The organism is Thiohalocapsa marina (genome assembly GCF_008632335.1).
In the GTDB taxonomy this organism is placed as follows: domain Bacteria; phylum Pseudomonadota; class Gammaproteobacteria; order Chromatiales; family Chromatiaceae; genus Thiohalocapsa; species Thiohalocapsa marina.
The window spans coordinates 18056-44167 of the sequence record NZ_VWXX01000007.1 but is presented as its reverse complement, the minus strand read 5'-3'; the positions used below and the strand labels follow the sequence as shown (position 1 = coordinate 44167).

Below are 26112 nucleotides of genomic sequence, written 5' to 3'. Positions count from 1 at the left end.
TTCGTCCGGGGCTCGTTCATCGGGGGTAACGCGTATGGGGCTGGCTCATCGGCCGCCGGTTTCGGGCCCGGGACAGCTGCCCAGGGCCGGTGCCGGCAGTGTCGCGCGCAGCGTGTCGTAGTCGACCAAGGACCGGTAGCGTTGCAGATCGGCGATCAGATCGGCGCGCAGATGCAGTTCGTGGTCGAAGGGGTGCAGCCCGATGCGCAGCCGGCCGCAGCGTCGGGCCAGGTATCGGTTGAGCGCGTTCCAGGCGCGGATGACGGGCACCCGCAGCGCACTGTCGGCCTCGTAGCCGAGCAGGGGCAACCGCAGCAGGCGTCCGCTTTCGGCGTCCTGCAGGCCGCTGAAGGTCTCGTATAGACGGAACGGACTGTCCTGGGCAAGACGGGCAAGGGACACCCGCCCCATGGCCCAGGCCGGCGGCACATAGAGCGACGGCGGCGTCAGGCCGTTGTCGCCGAACCAGGCGTGACAGCGTGCCATCAGGGCAATGATCGCGTCCTCGTCCAGGGCCAGATGCTCCGCCACGCGCCGCGACAGCAACAGCCCGTGCAGGCGATGATACAGGCCGCCGAAGGCGTCGACCCGGTGCTGCCAGCCATGCCCGGCCAGGCGGTAGCCGTTGTCCTGCAGCGACCGCAGGTAGCGGATGCCGTCGCGGCTCCAGCCCGTGCCGGGTACCACCAGCAGCGTGACCGGCGTGCTGCCCAGCCCCTCCAGCAGCCGGATGGTTCGCCGCACCGCGGGCAGGGTGGCCGGCATCAGGTCGTGAATCGACACCAGCCCGACCGGGTCGTCGCCGGCGGTGGTCTGCGCTGTCGGGTCGGGTTGCTCAGTCGGCAGGTTCATCGATGCCCCGTGTGTCGCCGTGCTGGAGGATGCGCAGCCAGTGGCGCAGATTGCGCGCATTGATGTCGTCGGCGGCGCTGCGTGCGGTGGCCGCCTTGTGCTCCAGGGTCGCCCGGTTCAGCCCTTGCAGCCGTGTCAGCGTGTCCGCCAGGGTCTCGTCGTCGCGAATCCGGAACAGGCCCTGTTCGAGCCGGTCCCAGCTGAGGATACCGCAGTGGGCGGAGACGATCACCAGTCGCGCCCGGGCCATGGCCTCCAGCGCGATGGTGCCGAAGGACTCCACGGTGGAGGGCAAGACCAGGGCGTCGATGCTGTCGATCAGCGGCAGGATGCGGCCGCGCCGAACCCAGCCGATGTAGTCCAGGTTGGGCAGGTCCGCCGCCTGCTGCTCGAGCCAGCCCCGTAGCGGGCCGTCGCCGGCGATCAGGAAGCGCAGGTCGGGATGCGCCCGGGCCGCGTCGACCACGGCGTCAAGGTTCTTTTCCGGCGCCAGTCGGCCGGCGAACAGCACGCGGCCGATCTGCGGCGACATGGGCGTGGGCGGCTGCTGCAGGAAGACGCGCGGTATCGGCGTGCCCATGAGGCCCGCGTGCGAGGCGCCGATGCTGCGGGCGATGTCCACCATCTCCGGGGAGTTGGCGAGCACCAGGTCCGAGGCGCGGAACAGCGCGCGATTACAGGCGTTGAGGTAGCCCTGGGCGAGGGCGCCGAACAGGCGCCCGTGCTGGTTCAGATCCGCCAGCCGCTCGAAATGGGTATGGAAGCCGATGATCAGGCGCGCCCCGCGCCGACGGGCCAGGAACATGCCGAGCATGCCGAAGGGTCCGGGGGTGGGCACCACCACCACTTGGGGCTGGAGCCGATCGAAGCGCCGTGTCAGCAATGACACCCGGGGCAGCACGAACTTCTGCGTCGGGTCGCCGGGCAATGGCAGGCCGAGCCCGCCGTACCAGCGCCCGGCGCGAAACCGGGGCGAGATCAGTTCCACGCGGGCGCCGACGGCCCTGAGGTGATCCACCAGATCGCGGTAGTAGGCGCCGACGCCGTTGCGCTCGGGGGCGGCGTCGGAGACCACTGCCACACGCAGTCCGCGGGCGTCCGGCACACCGGCACCGCCAATGGCGTCGATCGTGCCCGGTGCGGATGCAGCGGGGCTGTTCATGACCCCGCCCCCGTCCCGGTCCCCGCCCGTTCCCCTGGAGCCGGCAGGGTGGTCTGTGCCCCGGTTGCCTCCGCAGCCACAGCGGAGCGGTCCGCCGGCATCGGTCCGGCGCCGGCCTGCATCCCGGCGTGGGCGTAGGCAGTGGCGAAGCGTTGTGCGATCTGGCTCGCATCCAGACCGAACTGTTCCAGGGTGTAGCGATGGCCGCTGCTATAGCGGCGTGCGGCACCGGCCTCGGCCCGCAAGGCGTCGGCGAAGGCCGCGCCGAGCTGCAGACCGAAGCGGGCGTAGACCGCGGTCAGGGTGGCCGCCAGCTCGCCCTTCAGTTGCGGCAGGGTCAGGGTCACGCAACGCTCGGCGGGTTGCGATGCCTCGAGCCGCTGCAGGTTGTCGTAGTAGAACGCCAGTTGCTCCAGCAGCCGTTCCCGCACCGGGGCGCTGTCCTGCGGGACGCCGAACAGTTGCAGCCCCGGGGTGATGGAGCTCAGTTGCGACGGAATGGTCTGTTGCGGATCGCGCAGGCAGACGATGAAACGGGCATCCGGGAAGTGCTCCGCCAGGCTCAGCGCCAGGGGTGCGAAGGAGGCGTTCTTCGACAGCAGCCGCTTGTGCTCGCCATGCACATACAGGTGCTTTTTCAGGCAGTTTTCGTAGAAGTCGAGGATGCGGCGACGCTCGTCTTCGGGCATGTCCCGGTCGAACAGCCCCATGCGCCACAGATGCTCGCTGGCGGGAAAGGCGAGTACCAGGATGAAGCAGGAGAGGATCGGCATCAGCGTGAAGTAGTCCTCTTCCGGCGTGGTCAGCCCCATAGGGTGGACGGCATCCAGCGCACCGAACACGCGCCGTTCGAGCCAGCCGACGATGCGGCCCGCCGGTGCGCCGATCCGCTTGTCGAGCCGGGCCAGGGCGAGCCAGAAGCGGCGCTCGGTCACCGACAGCGCGAACAGGCACTCCCAGGCGGCGAAGGTCGTGAACTGCGCATCCCGCGCCAGCACTTGGTGCAGCCGCGTGGTACCGCTGCGGGGCACCCCGAGCACAAACAGCGGATCGCGGACGCGAACCTGGCGCCAGCCGCGGAAGAAGACATCATCGCACAGGAATCCCAGCCAGTGGATCCCCTGCACCAGCGCGAAAAGCGGCAGGAACCCGAGCAGGACCAACACCCGGTACGCCGTCAGCGGCGCCTCCCCGTCCGGTGATTGCCGCAGCGCCGTCAGGGCCAGCTTGAACAGGCGCCGGGTGCTGATCGGGACGAGGTCGAACATACGATGTCCATCGGTAGGCGGTGGGTTTCGCTACTTTGGCCGGGATGCGGCGCCCTGCGCAAGGGCGCCTTTTGCTTCAGTGCCTGTACCGGGACGTGAGCATCCTCAGCCTTCGCCGGTCTCCGACTTGCGCGCCGGCTCAGGTTCGGCCGCGGGCCTGGGGGAGGGCGGTGTCGCCTCGGGCTTCGGCGTGGCTGGCGTCATCGCAGGGGTGGCCGGCGACGCCGCCGCCTTCGCGGGGGCGGAAACGGGTTCCGGTTTGGGCTCAGGCTTGGGCTCAGGCTTGGGCTCAGGCTTGGGCTCAGGCTTCGGTTCCGGCTCAGGTTTTGGCTCGGGCTTTGGCTCGGGCTTTGGCTCGGGCTTTGGCTCGGGCTTTGGCTCGGGTTTTGGCTCGGGTTTTGGCTCGGGCTTTGACTCAGGCTTCGATTCCGATTTCGACTCGGGCACCGGCTTCGGTTCCGGCTTCGGTTCCGGTTTCGGTTCCGGCCGACTCGGCGCCTGCTGGACCGGTGACTGTTGCTGGTCGGATGTCTGCCTGGCGGGCTTGTCCGACGCTTGCCCGACGGCTTGACCAGCGGCTTGAACGGGCGGTTGCTCTGATCGCTGGCCGGGTTGCTGATCTCCCTGCTGATCCCCTTGCTGCCGGGTCGGTCCCGCCGACGGGCTGCCGCTGTCGGTCTGAGCACCGGACGCCTCGGAGCCCTCCTGTACCCTGGTCTCGGCTGCCGAGGTCTCGACCGGACCCTGTGCGCTGCTGCGGCGGCGACGCCCGCCTCGGCGACGTCGGCTGGAGCGGCTGCGACCGTTGCCCTGGTCGCCTTCGGCCGCGGCATCTGCCGTGGTTGCGTCGGGGGCCGTGGTCTGGCCCTCGGGTCGGTCTCCGGTCTGTTTCTCGCTCTGCCTGCCGGTCTCGGATGTCTTGCTGCGCTGGCCGGACTGGGCCTCCCTAGACTGCGTTGTGTCCGATGGCTCTATCACCATCGGCAGATGGGCGTCGCTGGCGGTGGTCTCATCGCGACCGGTGCCTGTCTGGTCGCCGCTGCGCTGGGCGCCGCGGCTGCGGCCACCCTTGCGCCCGCCGCTACGCTGGCGGTCGCCGTCGGCCCCCGTGGCGGCGGATGTCCCAGCGGATGCCGATTTGGCGGCGGGCGAGCGCCCCTTGCCCTCGGTGCCGCTCTCGGCGGAGACCTCGCCGTCGCGCCGAGTACGGGGTCGGCGTTGTCGTTGCTCGCCCTGCTGATCCCGGCCGGTGGTGCGGTCGCGCCGACGGGGTTGTCCGGCGGACTGGCTGCCGCGCGAGGTCCTGGACTCGCCGCGGGATGTGGTCTCGGAGGCCTGCGCACTGGAGGAGCGGGTGCCGGCCGACATCGGCTGCTGGTCGGCTGCCTGATGGGCCGCCTGATCCGAGCCCTGATCAGATCCGGGCGGTGCGACCAGCAGGGTCCAGATGCGCTTGATCAGGCTCTCATTGCGCCGGCCTTGCTCGACGGCATCGGCGACGGAGGATGTGTCCTGCGCGACCGGAACCGCGTCTTCAGGCTCGCGGCGCTGTGGTGCGGGCATCGCCGGCGTGACGGCCTTCACCGCGGGTTCCTCGGCGCGGATCTCGACTGCGGGGCGGGCGAAGCCGGGTACCTCGCTCTCGGGGGCCGCCGCCAGCTTCCAGCTCGGCTCCTCGTCCGACAGCCGATCGGTCTCCTGCACGCGGATGCGCTCGATGCGGTAGTCCGGGGTCTCCAGGTGTCTGTTCGGCAGCAGCAGCACCTCGATGCGGTGGCGTTGCTCGATCTCCAGGATGGCGCGGCGCTTCTCGTTCAGCAGGAAGGTGGCCACATCCACCGGCAGCTGGGCAAGGATGCGCGCAGTGCTGTCCTTCATCGCCTCTTCCTCGACGATGCGCAGCACCGACAGGGCCAGCGACTCGATGCCGCGGATGGTGCCCTGACCCTTGCAGCGCGGGCAGACGTGCTGGCTGGACTCACCCAGTGACGGGCGCAGTCGCTGGCGCGACATCTCGAGCAGGCCGAAGCGCGAGATGCGCGCCACCTGCACCCGGGCACGATCCTGTTTCAGCGCGTCGCGCAGCCGGTTTTCCACCTCGCGCTGGTGCTTGGCCGGCGTCATGTCGATGAAGTCGATGACGAACAGGCCGCCGAGGTCGCGCAGGCGCAGCTGGCGGGCGATCTCGTCGGCCGCCTCCAGGTTGGTGTTGAGCGCCGTCTCCTCGATGTCGGCGCCCTTGGTGGCCCGGGCGGAGTTGATGTCGATGGAGGTCAGCGCCTCGGTGTGGTCGATGACCACCGAGCCGCCGGAGGGCAGCCGCACCTCGCGCTGAAAGGCGGATTCGATCTGGCTCTCGATCTGATAGCGGGTGAACAGCGGCACCTCGTCCTGGTACAGCCGCAGCTTCTTCAGGTTGTTCGGCATCACCTGCTGCACGAAGGCCTCGGCCCGGCGATACATCTCGGGGCTGTCGACGACGATCTCGCCGATGTCGGCGCGCAGGTGGTCGCGGATGGAGCGGATGATGATGTCGCTTTCCTGATAGATCAGGAAGGGTCCGCTACGCTCCTCGCTGGAGGTCTTGATCGCGTCCCACAGCTGCAGCAGGTAGTCCAGGTCCCATTGCAGCTCTTCGGTGTTCTTGCCGACGCCGGCGGTGCGCACGATCAGCCCCATGTCTTCGGGGATCTGCAGCTGGCTCAGGACCTCGCGCAGTTCGGATCGGTCCGCCCCCTCGATGCGGCGGGATACCCCGCCGGCACGCGGGTTGTTGGGCATCAGCACCAGATAGCGCCCGGCCAGGGAGATGAAGGTGGTCAGGGCCGCGCCCTTGGTGCCGCGCTCCTCCTTGTCGATCTGCACCACGACCTGCTGACCCTCGTTGAGCAGCTCGCGGATATTGGCCTTGGCCCCCGGCTTGAGCTCCTGCCGGAAGTAGCTGCGGGAGACCTCCTTCAGCGGCAGGAAGCCGTGGCGCTCGGCGCCGTAGTCGACGAAGGCTGCCTCCAGGCTGGGCTCCACCCGGGTGATCACGCCCTTATAGATATTGGCCTTCTTTTGTTCCCGGCCGGGGGTTTCGATATCCAGGTTGAACAGTTGTTGACCGTCGACGATCGCAACGCGCAGCTCTTCAGGCTGCGTTGCGTTGATCAGCATGCGTTTCATGAGGTGAGGTGAGTCTCTCGCCATGGCGCGGGGCGACAGGCCCTCGGGCCGGCATCTGGCCAGTTCCCGAGGGGTGTACGCGCGCAGTCGGCCCCCTGTGCCGCCACGCTCGACGCGGGCCGCCAGGGGGCGCCTGCCAGTCCGGGCATCCGGCGGAGGGCCGGAGCAGCGGGACGGGCGGTCCGAGGCGGGGCGCGCGTCGAGCACGCGCCAAAATTCAAAGTGTGCCCCTGCCAGGGTGGATGCAGGTGCCGGGCAGGTCGGCGACCTTGGTTGCCGACCGGTTAAGAATTCTCTGTACTGCGGGTTTGGCTGGCGCTCGATGCCGGCTGCGGGATGCCGCGACCGGCGGACCGGGCGCGCAGGCGGTGAGCCCTTTTCGGGCAATCGTCTCGCCAGCGCAACACAAGTCCGGCATACTAGCAAGCTTTTGCGGGACCAGCAATTGACCTCGACGCCGGATTCCAGACAACCACGGGGCAGGGCGACCCGGCCAAGCGGTGGCGGCGTGCGCCGGGCTTCGCGTCCGCGGCTCGGCGACGCGTCCGCGTCGCCGGAGAGTGCGGCGCGAAACGGGCCCACGGGCGTGCAGCAGGTGCAGGTGCCGGCGGCCCTGGCCGGTCAGCGGCTGGATAATTTCCTGCTGCAGCGCCTCAAGGGTGTGCCGCGCAGCCTGGTGTACAAGCTGCTGCGACGCGGCGAAGTACGCGTCAACAAGGGGCGGGCCAAGCCGTCGCAGCGCCTCGCCGCCGGCGACTGGGTGCGCCTGCCGCCGGTGCGCCAGGCGGAGACCGCATCGCGTCCGGCGCCGGCAACGGGCATGCTGGCTGCGCTGGCGGACGCGGTGCTGTACGAAGATGCCCGGGTGCTGGTGGTGAACAAGCCGGCCGGTATGGCGGTGCATGGCGGTAGCGGCATCAGCAACGGCGTCATCGAAGCCCTGCGCGCGCTGCGGCCGGGTGCGGAGCTGGAACTGGTGCACCGGCTGGACCGCGACACCTCGGGCTGCCTGCTGATCAGCAAGCGGCGCAGTGCACTGCGGGAACTGCATCGGCAGATGCGCGAGGGCGAGATCCGCAAGCGCTACCAGGCGCTGCTGGCCGGCACCCTGCCGCGGGCGACGGTGGAGGTGACCGCGCCGTTGCGCAAGTACCAGTTGCGTGGGGGCGAGCGCCTGGTGCAGGTGGACACCGAGCAGGGCAAACCCGCGCGCACGGTGTTCCGGCGCGTCCGCGCCTACGGTGGCCTGACGCTGGTGGATGTGGACCTCTATACCGGTCGCACCCACCAGATCCGGGTGCATGCGGCCAGCATCGGCGCGCCGGTGGCTGGCGATGACAAGTACGGCGATGCCGAAGCTGACCGCGCGTTGCGACAGGTCGGGCTGAAGCGCTTGTTTTTGCACGCCGCCGCCCTGAGCTTCACGCCCGCCGAAGGGGCGCCGCAGACCCGCGTGGAGGCACCCCTGCCGACGGAGTTGACGGTCTTCCTGCAGCGACTCGAGGAACAAGACCCTATTCATGAAGTCCGAAAGATGAAATCCGCAAGATGACGATGGCCGACAGATGATGAAATTCGACCTGCTGGTGTTTGACTGGGATGGGACCCTGATGGATTCCGAGGCGCGGATCGTGGCCAGCATGTCCGCGGCCTTTGCCGATCTCGGCCTGCAGCCGCCGCCGCCGGCCCAGGCGCGGGACGTGATCGGGCTCGGGCTGGAGCAGGCGATCCGGCGTCTGTGGCCAGAGTCGGCACCCACCCAGCGCCTGGACCTGATCCAGCGCTACCGGCACCACTTCCTGGAGGCCAACGACACACCGACGCCGTTGTTCGAGCAGGCTGCCGAGGTGGTCACCGAACTGCATGCGGCGGGCTACCTGCTGGCCGTGGCCACGGGCAAGAGCCGCCGCGGGCTGGACAGCGCCCTGCGGCAGACCGGGCTCGATGCCGTTTTTCATGCCACCCGCTGTGCCGACGAGACCTTCTCCAAGCCGCATCCGCAGATGCTGCTGGAGTTGCTGGACGAACTCGGCACCGACGCCGGCCGCTGCCTGATGATCGGTGACACCGAATACGACCTGCAGATGGCCCGCAACGCAGGTGTTGCCGCGCTTGGGGTCAGCTACGGTGTGCATGCCCCGGAGCGACTGCTCGCCCTCGAGCCCCTGGGGTGCCTGTCCGCCATCGCGGAACTGCCGCAGTGGCTGGGGCAGGGGGCAAGGCCGGAGCACCCCTCTTCCGTCACCGGCGCACTGGAGGTCGCGAGCGCATGAACAGGGAGTCCTGGAAGTTCTGGAAGCCGTCCACCTCGGACATGCCGGCGCCGGACGATCCGCAGTGGGAGCGGGCGCTGATCAACAAGATGGCGGCCGAGTTCCTGCGCGACCAGCGCCGCTCGCGCCGCTGGGGCATCGTCTTCCGCATCGGCATCCTGCTCTACCTGCTGCTGCTGGTGGGCGCCTACTACGCCGATGGCTTCGGCGACTCGCTCAAGGCGGTGGAAGAGCACACCGCGCTCATCGACATCGACGGCATCATCGCGCCGGACAGCGACGCCAGCGCCGACCGGGTGGTGACGGCGCTGCGCAAGGCGTTCGAGGCGGACCACGCCAAGGGCATCATCCTGCGCATCAACAGCCCCGGCGGCAGTCCGGTGCAGTCCGGGTACATCAACGACGAGATCCGTCGCCTGCGCGGCGAGTATCCCGACAAGCCGGTCTACGCCGTCGCTTCGGACATCTGTGCCTCCGGCGCCTACTACGTGGCCGTCGCAACCGACGCGATCTACGTCGACAAGGCTACCCTGATCGGCTCCATCGGCGTCCGCCTGGACAGCTTCGGCTTCCAGCGGGCCATCGACGAACTCGGCATCCAGCGTCGGCTGCTCACCGCCGGCGAGCACAAGGGCATCCTCGATCCCTTCCTGCCGCTGAGCGACTGGGACACCGCCTATGTCCAGGGGTTGCTCGACAAGCTGCACGGGCAATTCATCCAGGCAGTGAAGGACGGTCGCGGCGAGCGGCTCACCGGCGGCGACGAGGTCTTCAGCGGCCTGTTCTGGACCGGTGAAGAGAGCGTCGCGCTGGGGCTGAGCGATGGCCTGGGCAGCAGCAGCTATGTGGCCCGCGAGGTCATCGGCGTCGAGGACATCGTCGAGTACAGCGCCAAGCAGGACCTGATCGAGCGTCTGTCCGACCGCCTGGGCGCGTCGTTTGCGTCCACCCTGGCCCGGGTGACGGGTCTCGACGCGGCGCCGGCGCTGCGCTGAACCGGCGATGATACGGCGCCTGCCCGGCTTCGAAACGACCGTGATCCGGCGCTGAACCCGGCCATGTCCGATACATCGGCCCGACGCGTCTCTCTGGTCCTGGGCAGCGGCGGCGCCCGGGGGCTGGCCCACATCGGCATCATCCAGTGGCTGGAGGAAAACGGTTACCGCATCGAATCCATCGCCGGCGCGTCCATGGGCGCCCTGGTGGGCGGCATCCATGCGGCAGGTCAGCTCGACAGCTATCGCGACTGGGTCTGCGCCCTGCGGCGCACCGACGTGCTGCGCTTCCTGGATCTGGCATTCGCCTCCGGCGGGCTGATCAAGGGCGACCGCATCATGGACACCCTCAAACGCATGGTCGGCGAGCATGCCATCGAGGACCTGCCCATCCACTTCACGGCGGTGGCCACCGACATCGAGCGCCAGCGCGAGGTCTGGTTCTCCGACGGCCCGCTGTTCGATGCCATCCGCGCCTCCATCGCCGTGCCGACGGTGTTCACACCGCACCAGTACCGGGGACTGACGCTGCTCGACGGTGGCCTGCTCAACCCCATCCCCATTGCGCCGACCTTTCGCGACTTCACCGACCTGACCATCGCCGTGAACCTCAACGCCGATCCGGTCAGCTGTCCACCGCCGGCGCCTGCCGCGACGCCATCTGCCGACCGACGGGAGGAGGGCGACCTCGACCTGCGAGCTCGCATCCTGCAGTTTCTGGACGACATCGGCGAGAACTTCAGATCCTCCGGCAAGGCGGAGGAATTGGGCATGTTCGATCTGGTCAGCCGCTCCTTCGAGACCATGCAGAACGCCATCGCCGCCGTCAAGCTGGCGGCCTACGCCCCTGACGTGGTGATCGACGTCTCACGCGACGTCTGCGAGGCCCACGAGTTCCACCGCGCCCGCGAATTGATCGACATCGGCTACCGGCTGGCGGCGGATGCCATGGCCAGGGGTGATCGACCGGACTGAGGCCGGTGCACGCTGTTGCATTGCATGTTGTGCCGGGGGTTCGGCTAGGGAGACGCTGATTTATTGGCCTCCTGGCCAAAAATCAGCACGCGATTCGAAAACGCGGTTTCCGAATCGCTTCATTTTCAGCGGCTTGCGCCGCTAAAAATGGCGGGGCCTCCTGCCCCGCACGGGAAATGCCGAATAAATCAGCATTTCCCTAGATCAGCATGCCGACGATGGTGCCAGTGAGCAGGGTGGCCAGGGTCCCGGCGAGGATCGAGCGGGGACCCAGGGCGACGATCTCGGCACGGCGCTGCGGGGCCATGGTGCCCATGCCGCCGAGCATGATGCCCAGGCTGCCGAAGTTGGCGAAACCGCACAGGGCGTAGGTCATGATCAGCCGGCTGCGCTCGCTCAGTGCGTCGGCGGGCAGTGCAGCCAGGTCCAGGTAGGCGAGCAGTTCGTTCAGGGCGGTCTTTACGCCCATGAGTTGGCCCGCGGTGAAGGCCTCGTGCCATGGGATGCCCATGAGCCAGACCACCGGCGCAAACAGCCAGCCCAGCAGCCGCTGCAGGGTCAGGTCGGTGCCGCCGGGACCCGGCAGCAGGCCCAGCAGTTCGTTGACGATGCTCACCAGCGCGATCATGACGATGAGCATGGCAATGATGTTCAGCAGCAGCGGGATGGCGTCCAGGGCGCCCCGGGTCAGGGCATCCATGGCGCTGCCCGTGTCTCGGCCAAGCTCGGCACCGATGTCGGGGCCACTGTCCGGCAACTGCCCGCGCGGCGATGGTGCGGACTCCGGCACCAGGATGCCGGCGATGATCAGTGCGCCGGGCGCGTTGATCAGCGATGCGGTCAGGATATGGCCGATGGCGTTGGGCACGGCATCCGCGATCAGCGTGGCATAGAGCACCATGACGGTGCCGGCGATGGTGGCCATGCCGGTGGTCATGAGCGCGAACAGCGCGCCGCGGCTCATCTGGTGCAGATAGGGCTTGATCAGCAGCGGCGACTCCACCATGCCGACGAAGACGTTGGCGGCGGCGCCCAGTCCCAGCGCCCCGCTGATGCCCAGCGTGCGCCGCAGGATCCAGGCCAGGCCGCGGACCACCAGCGGCAGCACGCGCCAGTGGAACAGCAGTGATGACAGGGCGCCGATCACCAGCACCAGCGGCAGCGCGTTGAAGGCCAGCGCGAAACCGTGCTCCGGCGAGACGATCTCGAACGGCGTCGGCCCACCACCCAGGTAACCGAAGACGAAACTGGTACCGGCCTCGGTCGCGCGTTGCAGTGCCAGCACCACCTGATTGACCGCACCGAACAGCTCCGGTGCCGCCGGCAGCTTCAGCAGCAGCAGCGCGAGCATGATCTGCAGCGCAAGCCCGCCGATGATCAGCCGCAGACTGATGCGTCGCCGGTCCTCGCTCAGCAGCCAGGCGAACCCGAGCAGAACGGTGATGCCGAACAGGCCGTGAAGGATGGCGCCCATGGGTGATGCTGCGTCCTGTCGTGGGGAAGGCTGACCGTGCCAGTCTACTCCATCGCCTCCGCTTCCGGATCAGCGCTGCGGCAGCGGCAAACGCACGCGTTGAAAAGCGCCCCGGATCTGCGGACAATCCCGAAGTAAACCACCGCTAAGGAGACAGACGATGCCAGCCAACTGCCCAATGCCTGCGGTTTCCGTGCCGTATTCACTCTGGCGGCGAACCCCGCTCCCGGGGGTGCTGATGGTGTTCATGTTCGGGCTGCTGTTCGGGTTGGGTGGCGCCGCGGCGGCCGCTGAGCCGCGGGATCCCGGACAGTATTTCTTCGATCAGACCTTCGGCGATTTCAGCGAAGAGTTACAGACCGCTCGGGATGACGGCAAGCAGGGCATCCTGCTGATGTTCGAGATGGACGAATGCCCGTTCTGTCATCGGATGAAGTCCCAGGTGCTGAACCAGCCCGAGGTGCAGGACTTTTTCAAGGACAACTTCCTGATCTTCGCAGTGGATGTGGAAGGCGACGTGGAAGTGACGGATTTCCAGGGCAACACGGCGGTGCAGAAGGACTTCGCACTGAAGCAGTTTCGTGTGCGTGCCACGCCAGTGTTCGCCTTCTTCGATCTGGACGGCAACCTGGTCGCCCGCTACACCGGGGCGACAGGGGACGCGGAGGAATTTCTGCTGCTTGGCCGTTATGTCGTTGAGGGGGCCTACCGGGACACCACGTTCAGCAAGTACAAGCGTCAGCAGAGCGACAGCGCGGCGTCAGCCGGATGATCGATGTCTGATCTTCACCAGGATGCATCCGGTCAGGTCTGCGTGCTTTGTCATGTGGCAGGGCACGTGCAAGGTGTCTTCTTCCGTGCCTCGACCCGGGAGCAGGCAAAGAACCTGGGGCTGACGGGCCACGCCCGGAATCTGCCGGACGGCCGGGTCGAGGTGCTGGCCTGTGGCCCGGCGGAGGCGGTCGACGCCCTGCGCGCCTGGCTGAGCCGCGGTCCGGCGAATGCCCGGGTGACCGGGGTGGCATGCGAGCCGATGGCGTACCGTCCCCTGACGGGCTTCGTCACCGGCTGAAGGACACGGGAGTGGAACCCTGCAACTGCCGACGCTGACAGCCGGTCGGATCGTTCGCCGCTACAAACGCTTCCTGGCCGACGTGACCCTCGCCGACGGGACTACCGTGGTGGCGCACGTGCCCAATACCGGCAGCATGGCCGGCTGCTGGGAGCCCGGCGCGCCGGTGCAGTTGAGTCACAGCGATGATCCGCGGCGCAAGCTGGCCTGGACCCTGGAGCGGGTGGATATGGGTGGCGGCTGGATCGGCATCAACACCGCCCGTCCGAATGCGGTGATCGCCGAGGGCATCGCCAGTGGTGCGATTCCGCCCCTGGCGGGCTATCCGCGGCTGCGACGCGAGGTGGCCTATCGCGCAGCGGACGGCAGCGCCGGGCGGCTGGACATCGGACTGGGCGATGACGCACAGCCCTTCCGGCCCCGGGTGCTGGTGGAGGTGAAGAACGTCACGCTGCTGGACGGGGACTGTCTGCGCTTTCCGGATGCCCGCACCGAACGCGGCCGTCGGCATCTGGACCTGCTGATGGCGGCGGTGGCCGAGGGGCTGCGGGGTGTGATGGTATTCGCGCTGAATCGGCCGGAGGGCGACCGTTTCGCACCCGCATGGGCCATTGATCAGGCCTACGGGGAGCGGTTGCAGCAGGCCGCAGCGGCGGGGGTGGAGGTGATGGCCCTGCGTCTGCTGCACGAGGCCGACGGCATCCGGGTGGGGGCCTCGGTTCCCGTGGATCTCCAGCAAGACGGTTCCCGGCAAGATGGTTCCCGGCAAGGTGGTTTCCAGCAAGATGGTTCAGGGTGAACGCCGCCCGGACCGCTCGGGACAGGGGTGAAAACTGATGGTCGTTGACGCGATCGAGAACACGTGGAGCAAGGCATGGACCTGAAGGGCAGCAAGACCGAAGAAAATCTGAAACTGGCCTTCGCGCGCGAGTCCCAAGCCAACCGACGCTATCTGTATTTCGCGTCGAAGGCGGACATCGAGGGGTACAACGACGTGGCCGCGGTGTTCCGTTCCACCGCCGAGGGAGAGACCGGGCACGCCCATGGCCATCTGGAGTACCTGGAACGGGTGGGTGATCCGATCACCGGCCTGCCGTTCGGCGCCACCGACGACAACCTGAAGTCGGCCATCGTTGGCGAGGCCCATGAGTACACCGACATGTACCCGGGCATGGCCAGGGCGGCCCGGGACGAGGGGTTCGACGAGATTGCCGACTGGTTCGAGACCCTGGCCAAGGCCGAGCGCTCCCACGCCAACCGTTTCCGCAAGGCGCTGGACAATCTCGACACCTGAGGAGACGCTGATTGACTGGTCTGCCTGATCCGAGCCAGGCAAAAATCAGCACGCGAGTCGAAAATGCGGTTTCCGAATCGCTTCAAATTCAGCGGCGTGCGCCGCAAAACATGGCGGGGCCTCCTGCCCCGCGCGGGAAATGCTGAATAAATCAGCATTTCCCTGACTCCTAACGCGGCGCGGAGCAGCGTCAGGCGGGCAGGCGGATGGGCTCCCGGCGCTTGGGGTTGGCGCGGTAGTAGATGGCGACATTGCCGATGCGCTGGACCAGGGTTGCGCCGGTGCGCGCGGCAATGCCGGCCACCTCGGCGTCGCGCAGTGCGTGGTCACCGCCGTTGACGCGGACCTTGAGCAGTTCGTGGTGATCGAGCGCGCTCTCGATCTCTGCCAGCACGGCGTCGCTCAGGCCGGCCTGGCCCAGCTGCACGACAGGCTTCAGGTGGTGCGCCTGCTTCTTCAGCCAGCGGCGCTGTGGTTCTGTGATGGACGTTGGCATAAGGTGTTCTCTATCCCAGTTCTACCAGTACGCGCCCGTGGGTCTGGCCGGCCAGCATGCGCTCGAAGACCGCCGGCAGGCCGTCCAGGCCCGTGCTGTCCGATCGGATGGCGTCCAGGTCCGCCGGGCGCCAGTCGCTGGCCAGATGCTGCCAGAGCTCGTTGCGCAAGGACTGGGCGATGTGCACGGAATCGCAGCCGAGCAGACCGACACCGCGTAGGATGAAGGGCATGACGGTGGTGTTCAGCGCCGTGCCGCCGGCGAGGCCGACGGCGGCGATGTTGCCGTAGGGCACGACGGTACGGGTGATCTGCGCGAGCATGGCGCCGCCGACATTGTCGATGGCGCCGCCCCACACGGCCTGCTCCAGCGGGCGGTCGCCGCCCGGCAGCGCGTCGCGGCCGAGGATGCGCGTCGCGCCAAGGGTGGTCAGCCAGTCCTGGAGCTCGGCCTTGCCGGACACGGCGGCGACCTCGAAGCCGAGCCGTGCGAGGATGGCAATGGCGATGGAGCCGACGCCGCCGCTGGCGCCGGTGACCAGGATCGGCCCCATCTCCGGCGTCTGGCCGTTCACCAGCAGACGCTGCACGGCCAGCGCCGCGGTGAAGCCGGCGGTGCCGAGGAGCATGGCCGCGCGGGGATCCAGCCCGGCGGGCATGGGCACCAGCCAGTCGCCGGGCACGCAGAGGAATTGCGCATAGCCGCCATCGTGGTCGAAGGCCAGGCCCCAGCCGGTGGCGATGACCGCATCGCCGGGCTGGAAGCGCGCGTCCAGAGAGGTCTCGACGACACCTGCGGCATCGATGCCGCCGGTGATCGGAAAGCGCTTGATCACCTTGCCCTTGCCGGTGCCGGCCAGGGCGTCCTTGTAGTTGACGCCGGAGTAGCCGACGCGGATCAGCACCTCGCCGTCGGCGGGCGCCGGCACGGCCAGGGTCTCGACGCCGGCGCGATGACCCTGTGCGTCATGATGGATACGAAAGGCGCGCTGGGTGCTCATTGGCTGGGTCTTTACAGGTCCTGTCATGGTTCTTACTCCACCACCACCGGGATCTTGCCAATGCGTTGCTGCCATTCTCGCGGACCGGTCTGGTGCACCGATGTGCCGCGGCTGTCGACGGCGACGGTAACCGGCATGTCGAGCACCTCGAACTCGCGGATCGCTTCCATCCCCAGGTCCTCGAAGGCCACCAGGCGTGAGGCCTTGATGGCCTTGGCCACCAGATAGGCGGCGCCGCCGACGGCCATGAGATACACCGCCCCGTGGCGCCGGATGGCCTCGATGGCGGCGGGGCCGCGCTCGGCCTTGCCGATCATGCCGATGAGACCGGTCTCGGCGAGTATCTGCTCGGTGAACTTGTCCATGCGCGTGGCCGTGGTGGGGCCGGCCGGGCCGACCACCTCGTCGCGCACCGGGTCCACCGGCCCGACGTAGTAGATGAAGCGATCGCTCAGGTCGACGCCCTCGGGTAGCGGCTCGCCGCGGCTGAGCAGATCGGCGATGCGCTTGTGCGCGGCGTCGCGGCCGGTCAGCAGCTTGCCCGACAACAGCAGGCGGTCGCCGGGCTGCCAGCTGGCGATCTCCTCGCGGGTGATGCCGTCGAGCTGGACGCGTCTGGCCCCCGCGGTCGGGTCATAGTCGAGCCTGGGCCAGTCGTCCAGCCGCGGCGGCGTCAGCGTAGCGGGGCCACTGCCGTCGAGCCGGAAATGGATGTGCCGCGTGGCGGCGCAATTGGGAATGATGGCCACGGGCAGGGAGGCGGCGTGGGTCGGAAAGGTCTTGACCTTCACGTCCAGCACCGTGGTCAGGCCACCGAGGCCCTGGGCGCCGATTCCTAAGGCGTTGACCTTCTCGAACAGCTCCAGGCGCAGTTCTTCGATGGCATCGGCCGGGCTGCGGGCCTTCAGCTCGTGGATATCGATGTCCTCCAGCAGCGCCTCTTTGGCCAGCAGCATCGCCTTCTCCGCGGAGCCGCCGATGCCGATGCCGAGCATGCCGGGGGGGCACCAGCCGGCACCGAGGGTGGGCACGGTCTTCAGCACCCAGTCCACCAGGCTGTCGCTGGGATTGAGGATGGCAAAGCGCGCCTTGTTCTCGGAACCGCCGCCCTTGGCTGCCAGGCGCACCTCCACCGTATCGCCGGGGACCAGTTCCACATGGACGATGGCGGGGGTGTTGTCGCCGGTGTTCTTGCGCGCGCCGATGGGTGGCGACACCATGGAGGCGCGCAGCACATTGTCCGGATGCCCGTAGGCCTGGCGGACCCCTTCGTCGATCATCGCCTGCAGGTCCAGTTCGGCCTCCCAGCGCACGTCCATGCCGACGCGCACGAAGGCCACCACCATGCCCGTGTCCTGACAGATGGGCCGATGCCCCTCGGCGCACAGGCGCGAGTTCACCAGGATCTGCGCCATGGCGTCCTTGGCGGCGGGTGATGCCTCGGCCTCGTAGGCGGCGGTGAGGGCACGGATGTAGTCTGGCGGGTGGTAATAGGAGATGTACTGCAGGGCGTCGGCGACGCTCTGGATCAGGTCTTGCTGCCGGATGGTGGTCATGGCCTCGGGACGGGTGGTCAGTGGTCAGTGATCAAGCCCACCAGTATAGAGATTTCACGCCTTTCGTGCGGCCTTGCGAACTTTGGGGCATCCAGGACGCATCCCTTCGCCGTGGCTCGGGATCAACCGCAGAGGCAAAGAGGGCGCAGAGGAATGCATGAGTCTCAGATTTGTGTTCGATTTTCTATTGAGAATGTTGTGGCTTGCGGCTGAAGCTCTGCAGGCAGGCGTGCCGTGACCGCTGACATGGATGTTGAAATAAATTTCGCTTGCCAGTGCCGGATCGGCCGGGTATTATCCTCGGCTTCTGAAGGCGCGTAGCTCAGTTGGTTAGAGCACCACCTTGACATGGTGGGGGTCGGTGGTTCGAGTCCACTCGTGCCTACCAAGCACAGGCCGCCAGCCTCACGTCAGGCTGGCGGCCTTTATTTTTTGCAGGCCTGTTGCCAGCAGGTGCCAGCAAGTTGCCCGGCCAACATTGGCCGACATCCTGGTGGGCGACCCGCAAAACCTGACGCCTCGCCGAGAGCGGGATTCCGTTGGCCGGCACGCCATCCCGGCAAGGCCGACGCGCCACTTCTTGCATGTGATCCCTCGTATCGATCACCACTGACCCAGCAGGTTCGAGATGCCGCAAATCACCCTTCCCGACGGTTCCCTTCGAAAGTACGACGCACCGGTTGCGGTGCGAGACGTCGCCGCCGACATCGGTGCCGGCCTTGCCAAGGCCGCCCTGGCCGGTCGGCTGGACGGCGTGCTGGTGGATACCTCCCACGTCATCGATCAGGATGCGTCCCTGGCCATCGTCACGCGCAGCGACGACGACGCGCTGGAGCTGCTGCGTCACGATGCCGCCCATGTCATGGCCCAGGCGGTGCAGGAGCTCTACCCCGACACCCAGGTGACCATCGGTCCGGCCATCGAGAACGGCTTCTACTACGACTTCGCGCGCGACGAGCCCTTCACGCCCGACGACCTGGCCGCCATCGAGGCGCGCATGCACGAGATCGTCAAGCGCGACCTGCCGCTGGAGCGCGAGGTCTGGGACCGCGAAACCGCCAAGCAGACCTTCGCCGAGCTCGGCGAGACCTACAAGGTGGAGATCATCGACGACATCATTCCGGAAGGTGAGGCGGTGTCCGTCTACCGTCAGGGAGACTGGTTCGATGTCTGTCGCGGCCCGCATCTGCCCAGCACCGGCAAGCTCGGCAACGGCTTCAAACTGATGAAGGTGGCCGGCGCCTACTGGCGTGGCGACTCCAGCAACGCCATGCTGCAGCGCATCTACGGTACCGCCTGGCGCGACAAGAAGGAGCTCAAGGCCTACCTGCATCGCCTGGAAGAGGCCGAAAAGCGCGACCATCGCCGGCTCGGCAAGCAGCTTGATTTGTTCCATTTCCAGGAAGAGGCCCCGGGCATGGCCTTCTGGCACCACAAGGGCCGGGTCATCTACCGCGAGGTAGAGCGCTACATGCGGGCCAAGCTGGACGAGTACGGTTACCAGGAGGTGGAGACGCCCCAGGTGCTCGACCGCAGCCTGTGGGAACGCTCCGGGCACTGGGAAAAGTTTGCCGACGACATGTTCACCACCCAGCTGGACGAGCATGACTTCGCCATCAAGCCGATGAACTGCCCGGGGCACATCCAGCTATTCAACCAAGGGCTGAAGAGCTACCGCGACCTGCCGCTGCGCATCGCCGAGTTCGGCGTGGTGCATCGCAACGAGCCCTCCGGCACCCTGCACGGGCTGATGCGTGCCCGCCGCTTCACCCAGGACGACGCGCACGTCTTCTGCACCGAAGACCAGCTGCAGCAGGAAGTCTCGACGCTGATCGACATGGTGTTCGAGACCTATCGCGATTTCGGCTTCGATCACATCGAGCTGGCCCTGTCCCTGCGCCCCGAGAAACGCGTCGGCAGTGACGCCCTGTGGGACAAGGGCGAGGCGGCGCTGGACAAGTCGCTGCGCGACAAGGGGCTGGTGTTCAAGGTGCAGCCCGGCGAGGGCGCCTTCTACGGGCCCAAGATCGAGTTCACGCTGCGCGACAGCATCGGCCGCACCTGGCAGTGCGGCACCATCCAGGTGGACTTTTCGATGCCCGGTCGGCTCGACGCCCACTACATTGCCGAGGACAACAGCAAGCAGGTGCCGGTGATGATCCATCGCGCCATCCTCGGCTCCATGGAGCGCTTCATCGGTATCCTGATCGAGCACTACGCCGGCGCCATGCCCGTCTGGCTGTCGCCGGTGCAGGCGGTGGTGCTGAACATCACCGATCGCCAGGCCGATTTCGTGAGGCAGGTCACCAAGGCCTTGCACGACAACGGCTTCCGTGTCGAATCCGACTTGAGGAACGAAAAAATCGGCTTTAAAATCCGCGAGCACACCCTGCAGCGGGTCCCATTCCTGCTGGTGGTGGGCGACCGGGAGGTCGAACAGGGCACAGTCGCCGTGCGCGATCGCAAGGGCCAGGATCTCGGTTCGATGGACATCGAATCCGTGACCCGGCACCTGTCCGACGCCGTCGCAAGTCGCCAATGAACCAACCCTCGCGCGCGCGAGCCTCGCACGTCTGCGCCGGCCCGCGGAGGGAATTGCTGAAGCCGATTGGAGGAGCCTGCTATCGCTGCACCAAAACGTAACCGCGTCAACGACGAGATCACCGCCTCACAGGTCCGGTTGATTGGCGCGGATGGAGACCAGGTCGGAGTGTTGGACGTCGCCTCGGCGCAAGAGCGGGCGAACCAGGAAGGTCTGGACCTGGTGGAGATCGTGCCGAATGCCGAACCGCCGGTCTGTCGCCTGATGGACTATGGGCGCTTCAGGTTCGATCAGAAAAAGAAGCAGGCCGAGGCGCGCAAGAAGCAAAAGCAGGTGCAGGTCAAGGAGGTCAAGTTCCGGCCCGGCACCGACATCGGCGACTATCAGGTCAAGCTGCGCAACCTCACGCGCTTCTTGCAAGAGGGCGACAAGGCCAAGGTGACCATGCGCTTTCGCGGTCGCGAGCATGCCCACCGCGAGTTGGGTCTGGAACTGCTGCGGCGGGTCGAGGCGGACCTGGCCGACATCAGCATCGTCGAGCAGCAGCCGCAGATGGAAGGGCGGCAGATGGTGATGGTGCTGGGGCCGAAGAAGAAATAATCGTCGCCGCCCTGCGGGGCGGCAACACACAGGCGAGGCGGTCGGTTCGGCCGGTCTCGCACATCAGCGGCGGCCGGGGAGGGCTTCCGAGTCAGCCGTGTCCAATAATCTGGTCTCGTCAGGACCAAGGAGTCGAAAATGCCCAAGATCAAGACCAATCGCGGCGCGGCGAAGCGTTTTTCGCCCACCGCCTCCGGGATGTTCAAGCGCAATGCGTCGCACCGGCGGCACATCCTCACCAAGAAAAGCACCAAGCGGAAGCGCCAGTTGCGTGCCTCGCACCTGCTGCATAAGGCCGATGTCCGTGCCGCGCGCCGGATGATGCCCTACTGCTGAGCCCCGTCTTGCGCACTTTCGCAACGCGAACCTACCCGGAGAACTTTGAATCATGCCAAGAGTAAAACGCGGCGTTACCGCCCACGCCCGTCACAAGAAGATCCTGAGCGAGGCCAAGGGCTACTACGGCGCCCGCAGCAAGGTCTTTCGTGTCGCCAAGCAGGCCGTCATCAAGGCAGGGCAGTACGCCTACCGCGACCGGCGTCAACGCAAGCGCCAGTTCCGCACCCTGTGGATCGCGCGCATCAATGCAGCGGCGCGCATGAACGGCCTGTCCTACAGCCGCTTCATGGATGGCCTGAACAAGGCCGGCGTCGAGGTGGACCGCAAGGTGCTGGCAGACATCGCCTACCACGACGAGGCGGCCTTCGCCGCATTGGCGGAACAGGCCAAGGCGGCGCTGGCCTGATACCCGGCCCGAACTGGGCCCGAACCGGCCTGACCGGGATCTTGCTGGGATCTGACAAGGCCCGACTCAGGTCACCCAGTTGTCATCGGCCGCGCCCGGTCCTGGGTGCCTGGCCGGATCATGGTCGCAGGCCTGACAGGCGCCGCCTCCCCTCGCGGCGCCGCACACACCTCTCCGGCTTCCCGCGGGCCACGCCGCCGCCCGGAGATTGCTGCCTCGGGTGATGGAGAAGTCGAACATGAGCGAAGGCGACGTTGCCGCCATCGAGGACCTGCATGCCGCCGCGGCTGCCGCGGTGGGGCAGGCATCGGACCTGGCCGAACTGGACGAGGTCCGGGTGCGGTACCTGGGCAAGAGCGGTCTGCTGACGGCGCGGCTCAAGGGGCTGGGAAAACTCCCCGCCGAGCAGCGTCCGGCGGCGGGTCAGGCCATCAACGAGGTCAAGGTCGTGCTGCAGGGGCTGGTGGATACCCGCCGCGCCGAACTGGAGCAGGCCGTGCTGGCGCGGCGCCTGGCCGACGAGCGCGTGGACGTGACCCTGCCCGGCCGTGGCCAGTCCGTCGGCGCCCTGCACCCGCTCACGCGCACCCTGCAACGCATCGAGCGCCTGTTCGCCAATGCCGGCTTCGGCGTGGAGGAAGGGCCCGAGGTCGAGGACTACTACCACAACTTCGAGGCGCTCAACATCCCGGCGCATCATCCCGCCCGGGCCATGCACGATACCTTTTACTTCGACGACGGCCGGCTGTTGCGAACGCACACCTCGCCGGTGCAGATCCGCGTGATGGAAGGGCAGCAACCGCCGTTTCGGGTCATCGCGCCCGGCCGCGTCTACCGCTGCGATTCCGACCTGACCCACACGCCGATGTTCCACCAGGTGGAAGGGTTCCTGGTAGACGAGCAGGCGACCTTCGCCGACCTCAAGGGTGTGCTGTACGACTTCCTGCGCAACTTCTTCGAGCAGGACGACCTGCGCCTGCGCTTTCGTCCGTCCTACTTTCCCTTCACCGAGCCGTCTGCCGAAGTGGACGTGCAGTGTGTCAAATGCGGTGGCCGCGGCTGCCGGGTCTGCAAGCAGACCGGCTGGCTCGAGGTACTGGGCTGCGGCATGATCCACCCGTCCGTGCTCGGCCATGTGGGCATCGATCCGGAGCGCTGGCTGGGATATGCCTTCGGCATGGGGGTGGAGCGTCTGGCCATGTTGCGTTACGGCATCGACGACATTCGCCTATACTTCGACAACGATCTTAGGTTCTTGTCGCAATTCGCCTGATTTGTCAGGCTGTGACTATTGCACTGTGATTACGGCACTTATGACTTCGGCACGCACGTCACTACGGGTGAGGGAGAAGCCTGATGCGCTTCAGTGAGGCCTGGCTGCGGGAGTGGGTGGACCCCGCCATCGGCACCCAGGCCCTCGCGGACCAGCTGAGCATGGCCGGTCTCGAGGTTGACGCCGTCGAGCCGGCGGCGCCGGCGTTCGACGGCGTGCTGGTGGGCCATGTGATGACGGTGGAGCCGCATCCGGACGCGCACAAACTCCGACTTTGCACCGTGGACGTTGGGGCCGACGCGCCTTTGCAGATCGTCTGTGGAGCGGCCAATGTGGCCGCAGGCATGCGTGTGCCCGTGGCCACGGTGGGGGCCTGTCTGCCCGGCGGTTTCAAGATCAAGAAGGCCAAGCTGCGGGGGGTGGCCTCGTTCGGCATGATCTGCTCCGCCGCCGAGCTCGGCCTGGCGGAGAGCTCCGAAGGCATCCTGCCGCTGCCGGCGGGAGCGCCCGTGGGCGATTCCGTGCGCGACGTGCTGGCGCTGGACGACCAGTGCATCGAACTGGACCTGACCCCGGATCGCGGTGATTGCCTCAGCGTCGCCGGCGTCGCGCGGGAGGTCGGGGTGCTGAACCAGCTCCCGGTGCGCGCCCCGGCGCCGGCATCGGTGGACACCGGGATCGATGCCCGCGTGTCCGTGACCCTGTCCGCGGACGAGGCGTGCCCGCGTTACCTCTGCCGAGTGGTGCAAGGGGTCGATGCCGCCGCCGAGACGCCGCTGTGGATGCGGGAGCGTCTGCGCCGCAGCGGCCTGCGGCCGATCAGTGCGGTGGTGGATGTCACCAACTATGTGCTGCTGGAACTGGGGCAGCCGATGCACGCCTTCGACCTGGACCGCCTGCAGGGCGACATCCAGGTGCGCCTGGCGCAGGCCGGCGAGTCGCTGGCACTGCTGAACGGCGATCACGTCAGCCTGCGGGACGACACCCTGGTGATCGCCGACGCCGCGCGCCCTGTGGCCCTGGCCGGCATCATGGGGGGCGCCGAGACCGCTGTCGATGCCGACACCACGAATCTGCTGCTGGAGAGCGCATTCTTCGCGCCCAGCGCCATCAGCGGCAAGGCGCGCAGCTACGGACTGCATACGGATTCCTCGCACCGCTTCGAGCGTGGCGTCGATCCCGCCCTGCAGGCACAGGCCATGGAGCGCGCCACCGCATTGCTGCTGGACATTGTCGGCGGCTCAGCCGGACCCGTGCAGGAGGTGACATCGGCACAGTGGCTGCCGCAGCCCCTGGCGCTGAACCTGCGTCGCCAGCGGATCGGGCGCGTGCTCGGCGTCGAGCTGGACGATGCCCGCATCGAGGACATCCTGTCGCGGCTCGGCATGCGCTTGCAGCCCCGGGCCGACGGCTGGCAGGTGACGCCCCCCAGCAGCCGTTTCGACGTGCTGCTGGAGGAGGACCTGATCGCCGAGATCGGCCGGGTCCATGGCTACGACCGGATCCCGGTGACCCACGCCCGTTCCGCGGCCACCACGCGCGCCCCGCTGGAGATGGCCTTCGACCCGGAGCGCGTGCGCCAGGTGCTGGTGGCACGGGGCTGGTTCGAGGCCATTACCTACAGCTTCATCAGCCCGGAGCAGCAGGCCTGGGTAGACCCGGCGCTGACCCCGCTGGCGTTGTCCAACCCGCTGTCGGCGGAATTGTCGGTGATGCGCACCAGTCTCTGGCCGGGCCTGCTGCAGGCGGCGCGGCAGAACCTGGCCCGTCAGCAGGGGAGGGTCTGGTTGTTCGAGAGCGGCCTGCGATTCCGTCCCGACGGCACGGTGCTGCATCAGGAGATGATGTGGTCCGGTCTGATGACCGGCAGCGCGCGGCCGGAGCAATGGGGCGAGCCGAGCCGGCCGCTGGACTTCTTCGACCTCAAGGCCGAGGTGGCGGCAGTGCTGGCGGCCAGCGGCTGCGAGCGGGACTGCCAGTGGGTGGCCGATCAGCACCCGGCGCTGCACCCGGGGCAGAGCGCCCGACTGCTGCGTGATGGCGAGACCCTGGGCTGGGCCGGAACCCTGCATCCATCGCTGGCGGCGGAGCTGGACCTGCCGGCCAATCTGCAGCTGTTCGATCTGGCCGTGGACCGGCTTGGCAACGCGGCCAAGCCCGGCTTCAGTCCGTTGTCGAAATATCCCTCCATCCGGCGCGACATCGCCATCGTGGTCGATGCATCACTCACATACGAACAGGTCCGCGACGGCATCCGCGAGTCGGCGGGGGAACTGCTGCGCGAGCTGCTGCTGTTCGATGTGTATGCCGGCGAGCATGTTGCAGCGGGCCGCAAGAGCCTGGCGCTGGGGCTGATGTTGCAGGCGCCGTCGCAGACGCTCACGGATCAGGATGTGGAGGCCGTCATCAGCCGGGTGCTGGAGCATTTGGCGTCGGCGTTCGGCGCGGAGTTGCGGGGTTAGACAGAGGCCAATGGCGAGACTGGCGGAAAGACCGCCGGGCCGGGATGTCAACAGCCGGTGCGCGATGGTGCCGGAATGCGCGAAGAGAATCAGTAGATGGCATTGACAAAAGCAGACATGGCCGAGCATCTGCACGCGAGGCTCGGCCTGAACAAGCGTGAGGCGAAGGACGTGGTGGAGTCGTTCTTCGAAGAGATTCGCGTTGCCCTGGAGCGGGGCGAGCAGGTCAAGCTGTCCGGGTTCGGCAACTTCGACCTGCGGGAAAAGAAGGAGCGGCCGGGGCGCAACCCGAAGACCGGTGAAGAGATTCCAATCACGGCCCGTCGGGTAGTGACCTTCCGCCCCGGGCAGAAACTCAAGTCACGGGTAGAGAGCTATGCCGGACACGAACATTAGCGTCGACGAGCTGCCGCCGATCCCCGACAAACGCTATTTCACCATCGGCGAGGTCAGCGAGCTGTGCGATGTCAAGCCCCATGTGCTGCGCTACTGGGAGCAGGAGTTTCCGCAGCTGAAGCCGGTCAAGCGGCGCGGCAATCGCCGCTATTACCAGCGTCATGACGTGCTGATGGTGCGCCAGATCCGGGGCCTGCTGTACGAGCAGGGGTTCACCATCGGCGGCGCGCGCCAGCAACTCTCCGGGGAGTCCGCACGGCAGGACAGCTCCCAGAGTCACCAGATCATCCGCCAGTTGCGGATCGAACTGGAAGAGTTGCTCAAAGAGTTGAAGCAAGCCGCCCATTGACAGGCCTCTCGGCGGCGGGTATTCTGTCGAGCTTTCCGGGCGTAGCGCAGTCTGGTAGCGCACCACAATGGGGTTGTGGGGGTCGCAGGTTCAAATCCTGCCGCCCGGACCATATCTAAAGGACGCGGTAACCATGAGCAGTTGCCGCGTCCTTTTTCGT

General features: G+C 67.4%; 24 protein-coding genes and 2 tRNA genes. 18 read left to right on the top strand and 8 right to left on the bottom strand.

Going from position 1 to position 26112, the window contains the following annotated elements:
* Positions 1 to 45: 45 nt before the first annotated feature.
* The 4 genes from F2Q65_RS07210 to rne form a co-directional block, all read right to left on the bottom strand.
* Entirely contained in the window at positions 46 to 852 is an 807-nt protein-coding gene (locus tag F2Q65_RS07210; protein WP_150091891.1) for a polysaccharide deacetylase family protein, read from the bottom strand.
* Positions 836 to 2014: a glycosyltransferase gene (locus tag F2Q65_RS07205; protein ID WP_150091889.1), complete on the bottom strand. Its 1179-nt coding sequence runs from the start codon at positions 2012 to 2014 to the stop codon at positions 836 to 838. Before F2Q65_RS07205 ends, F2Q65_RS07210 begins: the two co-directional genes overlap by 17 nt.
* Complete coding sequence (locus F2Q65_RS07200; RefSeq protein WP_150091887.1) at positions 2011 to 3282, bottom strand: sulfotransferase; 1272 nt, start codon at positions 3280 to 3282, stop codon at positions 2011 to 2013. Before F2Q65_RS07200 ends, F2Q65_RS07205 begins: the two co-directional genes overlap by 4 nt.
* Positions 3283 to 3387: 105 nt before the next feature.
* A complete protein-coding gene (gene rne, locus F2Q65_RS07195) occupies positions 3388 to 6450 on the bottom strand; it encodes a ribonuclease E (protein WP_150091885.1) in 3063 nt (1020 codons plus the stop codon).
* Between the two features lie 508 nt (positions 6451 to 6958).
* On the opposite strand from rne, the gene F2Q65_RS07190 reads away from it, so the two are divergent.
* The 4 genes from F2Q65_RS07190 to F2Q65_RS07175 all read left to right on the top strand — a co-directional run bounded on the left by F2Q65_RS07190 (position 6959) and on the right by F2Q65_RS07175 (position 10693).
* Positions 6959 to 8002, top strand: coding sequence for an RluA family pseudouridine synthase (locus F2Q65_RS07190; protein ID WP_386115771.1), 1044 nt, complete (start codon positions 6959 to 6961; stop codon positions 8000 to 8002).
* Positions 8003 to 8015: 13 nt separating this feature from the next.
* On the top strand, positions 8016 to 8723 hold the full coding sequence (locus tag F2Q65_RS07185; RefSeq protein ID WP_342782226.1) for an HAD-IA family hydrolase: 708 nt from the start codon (positions 8016 to 8018) through the stop codon (positions 8721 to 8723).
* Positions 8720 to 9718, top strand: coding sequence for a S49 family peptidase (locus tag F2Q65_RS07180; protein WP_211353982.1), 999 nt, complete (start codon positions 8720 to 8722; stop codon positions 9716 to 9718). The genes F2Q65_RS07185 and F2Q65_RS07180 overlap by 4 nt, the downstream gene beginning before the upstream one ends.
* 63 nt (positions 9719 to 9781) lie before the next feature.
* Positions 9782 to 10693: a patatin-like phospholipase family protein gene (locus F2Q65_RS07175; RefSeq protein ID WP_150091881.1), complete on the top strand. Its 912-nt coding sequence runs from the start codon at positions 9782 to 9784 to the stop codon at positions 10691 to 10693.
* Positions 10694 to 10892: 199 nt separating this feature from the next.
* Here F2Q65_RS07175 and F2Q65_RS07170 read toward each other — a convergent pair whose 3' ends face one another.
* Positions 10893 to 12167 (bottom strand): NupC/NupG family nucleoside CNT transporter, encoded by a 1275-nt coding sequence (locus tag F2Q65_RS07170; RefSeq protein ID WP_150091879.1) that lies wholly within the window; start codon positions 12165 to 12167, stop codon positions 10893 to 10895.
* 238 nt (positions 12168 to 12405) lie between these two features.
* Between F2Q65_RS07170 and F2Q65_RS07165 the strand changes: the two genes are divergently transcribed.
* From F2Q65_RS07165 to F2Q65_RS07150, 4 genes are all read left to right on the top strand, one after another.
* Positions 12406 to 12939 (top strand): thioredoxin family protein, encoded by a 534-nt coding sequence (locus tag F2Q65_RS07165; RefSeq protein ID WP_150092085.1) that lies wholly within the window; start codon positions 12406 to 12408, stop codon positions 12937 to 12939.
* Between the two features lie 3 nt (positions 12940 to 12942).
* A complete protein-coding gene (locus F2Q65_RS07160; RefSeq protein ID WP_150091877.1) occupies positions 12943 to 13239 on the top strand; it encodes an acylphosphatase in 297 nt (98 codons plus the stop codon).
* A 19-nt stretch (positions 13240 to 13258) separates the two neighbouring features.
* Positions 13259 to 14038, top strand: a complete 780-nt coding sequence (sfsA, locus tag F2Q65_RS07155) for a DNA/RNA nuclease SfsA (RefSeq protein ID WP_150091875.1) — start codon at positions 13259 to 13261, stop codon at positions 14036 to 14038.
* 75 nt (positions 14039 to 14113) lie between these two features.
* The gene (locus F2Q65_RS07150; RefSeq protein WP_150091873.1) at positions 14114 to 14533 is read left to right on the top strand and encodes a rubrerythrin family protein; all 420 of its coding nucleotides are present in this window, start codon (positions 14114 to 14116) and stop codon (positions 14531 to 14533) included.
* 190 nt (positions 14534 to 14723) lie between these two features.
* Here the strand turns inward: F2Q65_RS07150 and F2Q65_RS07145 are convergent, their stop codons facing one another.
* Genes F2Q65_RS07145 through F2Q65_RS07135 form a run of 3 tightly spaced genes read right to left on the bottom strand, consistent with a single transcriptional unit; the run spans position 14724 to position 17585 of the window.
* The gene (locus F2Q65_RS07145; protein ID WP_150091870.1) at positions 14724 to 15029 is read right to left on the bottom strand and encodes a YhbY family RNA-binding protein; all 306 of its coding nucleotides are present in this window, start codon (positions 15027 to 15029) and stop codon (positions 14724 to 14726) included.
* Between the two features lie 10 nt (positions 15030 to 15039).
* Positions 15040 to 16029, bottom strand: coding sequence for a YhdH/YhfP family quinone oxidoreductase (locus tag F2Q65_RS07140; protein ID WP_150092083.1), 990 nt, complete (start codon positions 16027 to 16029; stop codon positions 15040 to 15042).
* A gap of 32 nt (positions 16030 to 16061) precedes the next feature.
* Positions 16062 to 17585 carry a fumarate hydratase gene (locus tag F2Q65_RS07135; RefSeq protein WP_150091868.1) on the bottom strand — a complete coding sequence of 508 codons (1524 nt, stop codon included), beginning with the start codon at positions 17583 to 17585 and terminating at the stop codon, positions 16062 to 16064.
* 311 nt (positions 17586 to 17896) lie between these two features.
* Here F2Q65_RS07135 and F2Q65_RS07130 point away from each other — a divergent pair.
* From F2Q65_RS07130 to F2Q65_RS07085, 10 genes are all read left to right on the top strand, one after another.
* A tRNA-Val gene (locus F2Q65_RS07130) sits at positions 17897 to 17973 on the top strand.
* A 240-nt stretch (positions 17974 to 18213) separates the two neighbouring features.
* Entirely contained in the window at positions 18214 to 20127 is a 1914-nt protein-coding gene (gene thrS / locus F2Q65_RS07125; RefSeq protein WP_150091866.1) for a threonine--tRNA ligase, read from the top strand.
* Between the two features lie 66 nt (positions 20128 to 20193).
* Positions 20194 to 20727: a translation initiation factor IF-3 gene (gene infC / locus F2Q65_RS07120; protein ID WP_150091864.1), complete on the top strand. Its 534-nt coding sequence runs from the start codon at positions 20194 to 20196 to the stop codon at positions 20725 to 20727.
* A gap of 138 nt (positions 20728 to 20865) precedes the next feature.
* Positions 20866 to 21063 (top strand): 50S ribosomal protein L35, encoded by a 198-nt coding sequence (rpmI, locus tag F2Q65_RS07115; protein ID WP_150091862.1) that lies wholly within the window; start codon positions 20866 to 20868, stop codon positions 21061 to 21063.
* 52 nt (positions 21064 to 21115) lie between these two features.
* Positions 21116 to 21472 carry a 50S ribosomal protein L20 gene (rplT, locus tag F2Q65_RS07110; RefSeq protein WP_150091860.1) on the top strand — a complete coding sequence of 119 codons (357 nt, stop codon included), beginning with the start codon at positions 21116 to 21118 and terminating at the stop codon, positions 21470 to 21472.
* Between the two features lie 238 nt (positions 21473 to 21710).
* Positions 21711 to 22745: a phenylalanine--tRNA ligase subunit alpha gene (gene pheS / locus F2Q65_RS07105; protein WP_150091858.1), complete on the top strand. Its 1035-nt coding sequence runs from the start codon at positions 21711 to 21713 to the stop codon at positions 22743 to 22745.
* Positions 22746 to 22828: 83 nt separating this feature from the next.
* Positions 22829 to 25207: a phenylalanine--tRNA ligase subunit beta gene (gene pheT, locus F2Q65_RS07100; protein WP_150091856.1), complete on the top strand. Its 2379-nt coding sequence runs from the start codon at positions 22829 to 22831 to the stop codon at positions 25205 to 25207.
* Between the two features lie 96 nt (positions 25208 to 25303).
* The gene (gene ihfA, locus F2Q65_RS07095) at positions 25304 to 25603 is read left to right on the top strand and encodes an integration host factor subunit alpha (protein WP_150091854.1); all 300 of its coding nucleotides are present in this window, start codon (positions 25304 to 25306) and stop codon (positions 25601 to 25603) included.
* Positions 25584 to 25952, top strand: coding sequence for a MerR family transcriptional regulator (locus F2Q65_RS07090; RefSeq protein WP_150091852.1), 369 nt, complete (start codon positions 25584 to 25586; stop codon positions 25950 to 25952). Before ihfA ends, F2Q65_RS07090 begins: the two co-directional genes overlap by 20 nt.
* Before the next feature lie 35 nt (positions 25953 to 25987).
* Positions 25988 to 26064: transfer RNA gene (locus tag F2Q65_RS07085), tRNA-Pro, on the top strand.
* Positions 26065 to 26112: the final 48 nt, after the last annotated feature.